The 9,928-nt window shown below is 65.2% G+C and carries 8 protein-coding genes; 4 read left to right on the top strand and 4 right to left on the bottom strand.

Going from position 1 to position 9,928, the window contains the following annotated elements; all coding sequences use genetic code 11:
• Nucleotides 1-152 precede the first annotated feature (152 nt).
• Genes QMB55_RS04400 through QMB55_RS04385 form a run of 4 tightly spaced genes read right to left on the bottom strand, consistent with a single transcriptional unit; the run spans nucleotide 153 to nucleotide 5,017 of the window.
• Complete coding sequence (locus tag QMB55_RS04400) at nucleotides 153-1,211, bottom strand: ABC transporter ATP-binding protein (protein ID WP_497587458.1); 1,059 nt, start codon at nucleotides 1,209-1,211, stop codon at nucleotides 153-155.
• 14 nt (nucleotides 1,212-1,225) lie between these two features.
• Complete coding sequence (locus QMB55_RS04395) at nucleotides 1,226-2,917, bottom strand: ABC transporter permease (RefSeq protein WP_497587457.1); 1,692 nt, start codon at nucleotides 2,915-2,917, stop codon at nucleotides 1,226-1,228.
• The gene (locus QMB55_RS04390) at nucleotides 2,914-4,014 is read right to left on the bottom strand and encodes an ABC transporter ATP-binding protein (protein WP_497587456.1); all 1,101 of its coding nucleotides are present in this window, start codon (nucleotides 4,012-4,014) and stop codon (nucleotides 2,914-2,916) included. Before QMB55_RS04390 ends, QMB55_RS04395 begins: the two co-directional genes overlap by 4 nt.
• A 10-nt stretch (nucleotides 4,015-4,024) precedes the next feature.
• A complete protein-coding gene (locus QMB55_RS04385; RefSeq protein ID WP_497587455.1) occupies nucleotides 4,025-5,017 on the bottom strand; it encodes an ABC transporter substrate-binding protein in 993 nt (330 codons plus the stop codon).
• A 439-nt stretch (nucleotides 5,018-5,456) separates the two neighbouring features.
• On the opposite strand from QMB55_RS04385, the gene QMB55_RS04380 reads away from it, so the two are divergent.
• The 4 genes from QMB55_RS04380 (at nucleotide 5,457) to QMB55_RS04365 (ending at nucleotide 9,911) form a co-directional block, all read left to right on the top strand.
• Nucleotides 5,457-6,668: an efflux RND transporter periplasmic adaptor subunit gene (locus tag QMB55_RS04380; RefSeq protein WP_497587454.1), complete on the top strand. Its 1,212-nt coding sequence runs from the start codon at nucleotides 5,457-5,459 to the stop codon at nucleotides 6,666-6,668.
• Complete coding sequence (locus QMB55_RS04375; RefSeq protein WP_497587453.1) at nucleotides 6,665-7,372, top strand: ABC transporter ATP-binding protein; 708 nt, start codon at nucleotides 6,665-6,667, stop codon at nucleotides 7,370-7,372. Before QMB55_RS04380 ends, QMB55_RS04375 begins: the two co-directional genes overlap by 4 nt.
• Nucleotides 7,373-7,492: 120 nt before the next feature.
• Nucleotides 7,493-8,701 carry an ABC transporter permease gene (locus QMB55_RS04370; RefSeq protein WP_497587452.1) on the top strand — a complete coding sequence of 403 codons (1,209 nt, stop codon included), beginning with the start codon at nucleotides 7,493-7,495 and terminating at the stop codon, nucleotides 8,699-8,701.
• Nucleotides 8,702-8,705: 4 nt separating this feature from the next.
• Nucleotides 8,706-9,911: an ABC transporter permease gene (locus tag QMB55_RS04365; RefSeq protein ID WP_497587451.1), complete on the top strand. Its 1,206-nt coding sequence runs from the start codon at nucleotides 8,706-8,708 to the stop codon at nucleotides 9,909-9,911.
• Nucleotides 9,912-9,928: the final 17 nt, after the last annotated feature.

The raw sequence follows: 9,928 nt of genomic DNA, 5'->3' as shown, positions 1-9,928 counted from the left end.
AGCCGAAGCGAACGCCCAAAAAAAATTCCGGAACGTCAGGGGATTGAACGTTCCGGAACGAACTGCCCGAAGGCAGTACGCGGGAAAAACGGGACTTTGTGGCGTTCCGCCACCCGCCCGGCCGGCGTCTTGCGCCGGCCGGGGCGCCGGTTTTATTCGACCGGGTACCAGTGCGGGTGGGGGAACTCCAGGAAGCAGGTGTCGCCGACCGAGTAGCTCGGATCGCGGCGGGTCTTCTGCACCCGGACCTCGGCATCGCCCACCATGACGCGGTAGTCGATGATTTCGCCGAGGTAGGACTTGCGGGCCACGACGGCCTTGACGCCCTTGTCGCCGGTAAACTCGATTTCCGACGGCCGAGCGGCGAGGAAGCCTTCGCCGGCCTTGAGGATCTCGGCCGCCGGGGCGATGCCGTGCGGGAAGCCGTAGGTCTCGCCGCCGATGGTCATCGTGGTCGCGGTCACCTTGGCCTTGAGGAAGCAGGAGAGGCCGATGAACTCGAACACGAAGCGGTTGGCGGGGTTGCCGTAGACCTCGAGCGGCGTGCCGATCTGCTGCACGACGCCGTGCTTCATGACCAGGATGCGATCGGAGAGCGCCATGGCTTCCGACTGGTCGTGCGTCACGTAGAGGATCGAGAAGCCGAAGCGGCGCTGCAGGTCCTTGATCTCGAAACGCATCTCTTCCCGCAGGTGCGGGTCAAGACTCGAGAGCGGCTCGTCGAGCAGCATCACGTCCGGACGGATGGCCAGGGCGCGGGCCAGCGCGACGCGCTGCTTACCGCCGCCGGACAGGTCGTCCGGGCTGCCTTCGGCCACCGACAGGAGGTTGGTGTGCTTCAGAGCTTCCGTCGTGCGGGCGATGATCTCGTCCTTGGGCACGTTACGGATGCGCAACGGGAAGGCCACGTTCTCGAACACCGACATGTGCGGCCAAACCGCGAAGGCCTGGAACACCATGCCGAAGTTGCGATGCTCGGGCGGCAGGTAATACTTCTGCCGCGACGAGGAGAGGAGCGTATCGCCGGAGCGGATTTCGCCCTCGTCGAGGTCTTCGAAACCGGCAACCATGCGCAGCGTGGTCGTCTTGCCGCAGCCCGACGGGCCGAGCATGGCCACGCATTCGCCCTTGTTGATCTGCAGGTTCAGGCTATCGACGGCAATGACTTTGCCGAAGCGCTTGGTAACCTGGTTCAGGTCGATATAAGCCATTTTTCTCTAACTCCTTACTTGGCCGTCTTGCCGGTAACCAGGCGCTTGACCAGGCTTTCACCGACCACGATGATGATCAGGGCGATGGCCGCGAGGGCAGCCGAGTAGACCGTTTCGCCGTCTTCGTTGAGCGTGTAGATCGCCACGCCGAGGGTCCGCGTGTTCGGGCCGTAGAGCAGCACCGAAACCGTCAGTTCGCGCAGGGCCGGCAGGAAGATCAGGAAGAACGCAGCCACCATGCCGGGACGAACCAGCGGCACCACGATGTCGCGCAAGGCTTGACCCATCGAGGCCCCCGAGGCACGGGCCGCTTCGACCAGCGAGTCATGCACCTGCTCCAGCGCCGCCGAGTTGGCTTTCAGCGAGAAGGCCATGTAGCGGGCGATGTAGGCGACCAGGATGATCCACACCGTGTTGTAGATGTTGATCCCGAGCTTGCCGCTCCACGCCAGGATGACGCCCAGGGCGATCACCGAACCCGGCACCGAGAAGGGCAGCATGCCGAGGAACTCGAGGAAGCCCTTGCCGCGCACCTTCATCTTGACGATGACGTAGGAGATGATCACGCCGCAGAACATGGTGACCAGCGCCGAAGCCAGACCCAACGAGATACTGTTCCAGATCGAGTCGCGGGTGAGTTCCCACTCGAACAGGATGTACTCGAAGTTGTGCAGCGTCATGTTCTCGAGCGACAGCGGCAGACCGTAGGTCTTGAGCGCGCCGACACCGAAGATCGTGGCGGTCGGAACGATGATGGTGACGAAGATATAGACGCAGCAGAAGATCAGCATCGGGGTACGGAACACGCCCAGACGGAGTTCCGTCGGACGGAAGCTCTTACCGGCGATGATCTGGTACTTGCCCTTGGAGAGCACGCGGTTCTGGATCCAGAGGATGATCGCCGCAGTGGTCACCAGCACCATCGACAGAACGGTGGCCGTTCGGATCGAGTTCCAGCTACCGGCACTCTGGTGGATCTTCTCGTAGATCAGGGTCGGGATGTTGTAGATACCGACTTCCATACCGAGAACGGCCACCGTACCGAAGTGCGCCATCGAGTACAGGCAGATCAGCAGGGCGCCCGAGACGATCGACGGCATGATCAGCGGGATCGTGATCTTGCGCGTGATGGTGAAGAGGTCGGCCCCGGAGATCCGCGCCGATTCTTCCAGCGTCGGGTCCATCCGCTCCAGCGCGCCGCTCACCTGGATGAAGACGAAGGGGAACAGGTACATCGTCTCGATCAGGATGATGCCGGCGTAGCTATAGATGTCGAAGAGCGGCGACTCGAAGCCCAGCGTGTCCATCCAGAAGCGGTTGACGTAGCCGGCGCGCGGCGACAGCAACATCTTCCAGGCCAGCGCACCGATGAAGGCGGGCAGCATGAAGGGCACGAGGAACATCAGCTTCATCGTCTTCTTGAACGGCAGGTCGGTCCGGGTGACCAGCCAGGCGAAGAAGGTGCCGACCAGAGTGCCGGTGACCGTCACGCCGCCCGCGAGGACGAGGGAGTTGCCGAGCGCCTGGAAGGTCTCGGGGCTCTTCAGCACCTTCATCACGTCGGCGACGTTGAGCGCGCCGTCGACCCAGAAGGCGTTGAAGAAGATGAGCGCCATGGGCACGCCCACGACGATCAACAGGATGGCCGTCGCGAGGCCGAACAGTACTTCCGGTGCGCCAATGCGCGATTCAGTCTTGATGCTCATTTGTTCACCTTGCTCTCAACGACGATCTCGCCATCGAACCAGGTCACCGCCGCGAGATTGACGACGCACTTGTCGCCGTCCTCGAAGAGCAGGCCCTGATCCACGCACACGTGGCTCGGCAATGCCGCACGCACCATGGTGCCGCCGATGTCGATCAGGAAGTCGAACTGGGCGCCCAGGAAGCTGACGCGCTTGATCGTGGCTTCCATCCCGGCACCGTCGCGCGCGAGCACGAGGTCGCCCGGGCGGAAACCGCCGGTCACCACCGCACCCGTCTTGCTCGGTGCCTCACCGACCCACTCGACCTTCGAGTCGGCCGTCCCGGCGTAGAGCTTGTCGCCCTTGCGCCGCACCGGCAGGTAGTTGGCGACGCCGAGGAAGCGGAAGACGTAATCGTCGGCCGGCTTCTCGTAGATTTCTTCCGGCGTGCCGATCTGGCGCAGCTGGCCCTTGTCGTCCATGACGGCGACGCGGTCGGCGATCGCCAGGGCAATTTCCTGGTCGTGCGTGACGTAGAAAATCGTCACCCCGAGCTTCTGCTGCAGCGCCTTGATCTCGAAACGCATTTCCTCGCGCAGGTTGGCGTCGAGGTTGTTCAGCGGTTCGTCGAGCAGCAGCAGTTGCGGTTCGGAGATCAGGGCGCGGGCCAAGGCCACACGCTGCTGCTGACCGCCGGAGAGCATCGACGGGAAGCGCTGATCCATGCCCTTCAGACCGACGAGTTCGACCGCCCGCATCGTCCGCGTCTTGAGTTCACCGGCTTCGACGCCGGCAAGCTTGAGCGGATAAGCAATGTTGTCGAACACCGTCATGTGCGGCCACACGGCGTAGTCTTGGAAGACCATGCCGAGCGCCCGCTTGTCGGGCGAGATCATCGTGCCGTCCGCGGGGTTGGTGACCACGGTTCCGTCGATAGAAATTACGCCGGCATCGGCCTTCTCGAAGCCGGCGATCAAACGCATCAGGACGGTCTTGCCGCAGCCCGAGGGCCCGAGCAAGGTGAAACATTCACCGTCCTTCAGCTCCAGGTCGAAGGAAGACAACACGGTCTTCTCTTCGTAGCGCTTGGTGACGCCTTTGATTTGAACGTTAGCCATTTTTTGTCGATTATTTCTTCTGCATGATGTCGGTGAACTTCTTGACGGTCGGTTCCTTCTCGTTCATGACCTTCGAGTAGTCGATCTTGATCGCGCGCTTCATGGCTTCGTCGGCAGCCGGGAGCTTGAAGCGCTCGGGGCTCTTGACGTCGGTGCGGACCGGGATCGTGCCTTCATCGGCGATAACCTGCTGACCGTCCTTGGAGAGCACGTAGTCGACGAACTTCTTGGCGGCGACTTCGTTCGGGGTGCCCTTCATGATCGCGATCGGGCTCGGCAGAACGAGCATTTCTTTCGGGAAGGCGAAGCCCAGGGTGGCGCCCTTGTCGATCTTGTCGAGGACGATGTAGTCGACGCCCAGCGCGGCCACGAGGTCGCCCGAAGCGGTATCGTCAACCACCTGACCCGAGCCCTTGCCCATCTTGGCGCCGTTGGCGCGCAGGGCTTCGAAGTACTCCCAGCCGAAGGTCTGCGCGAGCAGCGCGACGCTCATGTAGGCGGTGCCGGAGAGGGCGGGGTTGGCGATGCCGTAGGCGCCCTTGTACTCGGGCTTCTTCAGGTCGTCCCAGCTCTTCGGCGCTTCCTTGATCTTCTTGGTGTTGTACACCACGCCCAGGGTGCCCAGACGGACGGCGGTGAACGAACCGTCGTAGTCGGCCAGCGGCTGGATCAGCGACTTGATTTCAGCCGGCATGTAGGGCAGCAGTTGGCCGCGCGACTTGAGCTGATAGAAGTCCGGCACTTCGCTGGTCCAGAGGATGTCGGCGAGAATCTTGCCCGACTCACGCTCGGCCGCGAGCTTGGCCATCAGCTTGCCGGCACCGGCGACCTGGAAGTCCAGCTTCACTTCCGGGTGCTTCTTGGCGAAGCCCTTCTTCAGCTCGTTGGTGATCGAGTCCTTCATCGACGTATAAACGTAGAGCTTTTCCTGTGCGCTCGCACCCATGGACAGCACGCCCAAGGCGACCGCGGCGGCACAAAGCTTCATTTTCGGACGCATCATGACTACCTCTCCTCTCTCTTATCAAAGAGGCCTTTCGGCCTCGAAAAATACAAAACCACGCACCCAATGTTACCCCTTTTTATCCGGGGGTCAATCGTTTTTTTAATTAGCCCGACAAACGTTTTGTATTGCAAAAAGCCGCCTGTCACAGCGATCTAAAACAAGACCAAAGCACACTTATTTTTTCAACAAATTCATATAGTTGGCGTATATATAACTTTAGTTCTAGAATTAAATTACTAAGCAATTCAGGCTATTAACTTAAGGCGTACTAACCAAAGTTATATACCCAAAAAACTCGATTTTCAATGCTTTTGTCATTGCCTTCGCCGGCGCAAAACAGCGAAAAAACACAGTGCTTTTTGAGCGATCTACATGCAATCCATGAGACAGGACAAGGCGCACCCTGCGCTTGCCTGATCCGACGTTTTGCACGAGCATGTCATTTCCGCCTGCGTCGGCCTCTCCTGCCTTTGCCGCCATGACCCGCCTCTCCCGTCGCCTGCTGATCGCAGCCCCCGTTGTCGGCCTCTCCGTCCTGGCGTTCTGGTGGATCGGACGACCGCAGCCCGTCGCCGTGACGCTCAAGACCATCGAGCGCGGCACCGTCGAGGCCAGCATCGCCAACACCCGTGCCGGAACGGTCGAGGCCTGCCTGCGCACCAAGCTGTCGACGATCGTCGGCGGCCGGATCGAGGTTCTGGCCGTAAAGGAAGGCGACCAGGTCAAGAAGGGGCAGCTCCTGATGAAGCTCTGGAACGACGACCAGCGTGCCCAGAACGCCCTGGCCAAGACCCAGGTGCTGTCCGCCCGGCAACGCGTCACCGAAGCCTGCGCCCAGGCCGCCAACGCCGAGCGCGAGGCCGCGCGCCAGGGATCGCTGCGCGAGCGCGGCTTCGTCTCGACTTCGCGCGAGGAATCGGCGCGCACCGAAGCCGAAGCCCGGCGCGCGGCCTGCGCGGCGGCACAAGCCGACGTGGCGCAGACGCTGGCCAAAGTCGACGCCACCCAGGTCGAGCTGGCGCGGACCGTGCTGCACGCGCCCTTCGACGGCACGGTGGCCAAGATCGTCGGCGAAGTCGGCGAATACTCGACCCCCTCACCGCCCGGCGTGCCGACGCCGCCGGCGATCGACCTGATCGACGACAGCTGCCTGTACGTGAAGGCGCCGATGGATGAGGTCGACGCGCCCAAGATCAGCGCCGGCCAGAACGTCCGCATTTCGCTCGACGCCTTGCCGGGCCGGCACTTCGCGGGCAAGGTCAAGCGCGTCGCCCCCTACGTGACGGCCGTCGAGAAGCAGGCCCGCACGGTCGATATCGAAGCCACCTTCGACGATCCGAAAGCGCCGGGCAAGCTGCTCGTCGGCTACAGCGCCGACGTCGAGGTCGTCCTCGACCGCCGCGAGGACGTCGTCCGCGTGCCCACCGCCGCCCTGCTGGAAGGCGCACGGGTCTTGGTCGCCAGCCCCGACGGAACGCTCGCCGAACGGCGCCTCAAGACCGGGCTCAGCAACTGGGAATACACCGAGGTGAGCGAGGGCCTCGCCGCAGGGGAACGCGTCGTCACCTCGCTCGAACGCGTCGGCGTCAAAGCCGGCGCGCGCTACAGCAGCGACGACAAGAGCGCGGCGCGCGGCACGGCCCCATGATGGGCGCCCCGCTCGTCGAGCTTTGCGGCATCGCACGCACCTTCCGCCTCGGCGACAGCGAGGTGCACGCCCTGCGCGGCCTCGACCTCGTCATCCGCGACGGCGAGTACGTCGCCGTCATGGGGCCCTCCGGCTCCGGAAAATCGACCCTGCTCAACCTGCTCGGCCTGCTCGACCGGCCCGACGCCGGCACCTACACGCTCGAAGGGCGCGACGTCACCACGCTCAGCCCGGATGAACAGGCGCGCGTGCGCAGCGAGCGCATCGGCTTTGTCTTCCAGAGCTTTCACCTCGTGCCGCGCCTCACTGCCGCCGAGAACATCGCCCTGCCGATGACCCTGGCCGGCATCGCCCCGGCCGAGCGCGCCCGCCGCGTCGAACGCGCGCTCGCCGATTACGGCCTCGCCAACCGGGCCGACCACCGTCCGCACCAGCTCTCGGGCGGCCAGCGCCAGCGCGTCGCCATCGCACGCGCGACGGTCATGCAGCCGGCGATCCTGCTCGCCGACGAGCCGACCGGCAACCTCGACCGCGCCACCGGCGAAGACGTGATGCGGCTTCTCGAAGAACTCAACGCGCGCGGGGTGACGCTGATCGTCGTCACCCACGATACCGCCCTCGGCGCCCGCGCCCGGCGCCAATTGCACATGGAAGACGGCGAATTGCGCGTGGATACGGGTGCCAAACCGGGCGCGCAACCATGAACCACGGCGCTCACGCCGAAAAAACAAGCCCGAACCACGCGCCCGGGACGTGTGTCGCTGGCGCCCGTTTTTCACCGCGCCCACCGCACCCGTCATGCTCAAGGCCGGTCTGCGTCCGCCATGCGCCCCGCTGACCTCGTCCGCTTCGCCCGCGACGCCGCAACCGGAAACCCGCTGCGTACCGTGCTGCTGATGCTGGCGATGGCCATCGGCGTCGGCGCCGTGGTGGTGCTCACCGCGCTCGGCGACGGCGCGCGGCGCTACGTGCTGCAGGAATTTTCCTCGCTTGGCAGCAACCTCGTCATCGTCCTGCCCGGCCGCTCGCAGACCGGCGGCTTCAACCCCGGCAACGCGGTGACTACGACCCCGCGCGACCTGACCGTCGACGACGCGCAAGCGCTGCTGCGCGCCAGCGCCGTGCGCCGCGTCGCACCGCTCACCGTCGGCACCTCCGAGATCAGCGCCCGCGGCCGCCTGCGCGAGGTGATGGTGGCCGGGACGACGGCCGAATTCATCGAAGTGCGCCGGCTGCAACTGGCGCAAGGCCGCTTCCTGCCCGAAGGCGACTGGCGGCGCGGCGCGCCGGTGGCGGTGATCGGCGCCAAGGTCCGCGATGAACTCTTCGGCGCCGAGAACCCGCTCGGCCAGCTGGTGCGCGTCGGCGACCGCCGCTTCCGCATCGCCGGGGTGATGGCCTCGACCGGTCAAGGCTTGGGCATGAACACCGACGAGCTGGTGATCGTCCCGGTGGCGCTGGCGCAGGCCATGTTCAACAGCAACACCCTGTTCCGCATCCTCGTCGAGGCCAACAGCCGCGAGGCGATCGAGCCGGCGAAAGCGCAGGTCACCGAAATCATCAAGCTGCGCCACGAGGGCGAGGCCGACGTGACGGTGATCACCCAGGACGCGGTGCTCGCCACCTTCGACAAGCTGCTCGCTGCGCTGACCCTGGCCGTCGCCGGCATCGCCGCGATCAGCCTCGCCGTGGCCGGCATCCTGGTGATGAACGTGATGCTCGTCTCGGTCGCCCAACGCACCGCCGAAATCGGGCTGCTCAAAGCGCTCGGCGCCGACGCGGCGACGATCCGCAACGCCTTCCTGGTCGAAGCGGTGCTGCTCTCGCTCGCCGGCGCCGTGCTCGGCTTCCTGCTCGGGCACGCCGGCGCAGCACTGATCCGCCAGCTCTACCCGGCCTTCCCGGCCTGGCCACCGGCCTGGGCGGTGCTTGCCGGGCTCGGCACGGCGCTCGTCACCGGCATCCTGTTCGGCGTCCAGCCCGCCCGCCAGGCCGCCCGCCTCGACCCGGTGCAGGCACTGGCCAAGCGCTGACGCCATGATCCGCCCGATCGACTCGCTCCATCTCGCCCTGCGCGCCGTCACCGCGCACCGCCAGCGCAGTGCGCTGACCCTGCTCGGCATCGCCGTCGGTATCGCCGCGGTGATCCTGCTGACCTCGATCGGCGAAGGCGTACATCGCTTCGTGCTCGCCGAATTCACCCAGTTCGGCACCAACCTGATCGCGGTCACCCCCGGCAAGACCAAGACCTCCGGCCCTGCCCCGGCGGGCATCCCGAGTTCGGTGCGCCCGCTCACCCTGGCCGACGCGCAGGCGGTGCGCCGCCTGCCCAATGTCACGGGCATCTCGGCGCTGGTGTGGGGCAACACCGAAGCCAAGGCCAATGGCCGCCTGCGCCGCACCACGATCAACGGCACCACGCCCGAGATGCTGCGCGTCTACAGCATGCGCCTGGCCAGCGGCCAGTTTCTGCCGGCCGACGAAATCGAAAACGCCCGCCCTTTCGCGGTGCTCGGCGCCAAGCTCAAGCAGGAACTGTTCGGCAGCGAAAACCCGCTCGGCGCGCGCCTCACCATCGGGCACATGCAGTTCCGCATCGTCGGCGTGCTCGAGGCCAAGGGGCAGTTCCTCGGCATCGACCTCGACGACTCGGCCTACATCCCGACCGCGCGCGCCTTCGAGCTGTACAACAAGGAAGGGTTGATGACCCTCGACGTGGCCTACGCCGAGGGCGTTCCGGCGGCCGAGGTGAGCCGCTCGATCAAGTCGCTGCTGATCGCCCGCCACGGACGCGAGGACTTCACCGTCACCACCCAGGAAGACATGCTGCGCACCCTGTCCAACATCCTCGGCGTGCTGACCATGGCGGTCGGCGCGCTGGGCAGCATCTCGCTGCTCGTCGGCGGTGTCGGCATCGTCACCATCATGACCATCGCGGTCAGCGAACGCACCAGCGAAATCGGCCTGATGGTCGCCCTCGGCGCGCCGCGCCGCACCATCCTCGGCCTCTTCCTCGGCGAGGCGGTGGCACTCTCGGCGCTCGGCGGCCTGGCCGGCCTCGTCCTCGGCGTCGGCCTCGCGCAACTGGTGCGCCTGCTCGTCCCGGCCCTGCCGGTGCATACGCCGCTCACTTTCGTCATCCTCGCCGAAGTGATTGCCATCGTCATCGGCCTCGTCGCAGGCGTCCTGCCCGCCCGACGCGCCGCGCGCCTCGACCCGGTCGAAGCATTGCGCGCCGAATAAGCCGCGCCGCCTGTTGC

The organism is Propionivibrio sp., from assembly GCF_041441355.1.
Lineage (GTDB): Bacteria > Pseudomonadota > Gammaproteobacteria > Burkholderiales > Rhodocyclaceae > Propionivibrio.
This window is presented reverse-complemented; position numbering and strand designations above follow the sequence as displayed.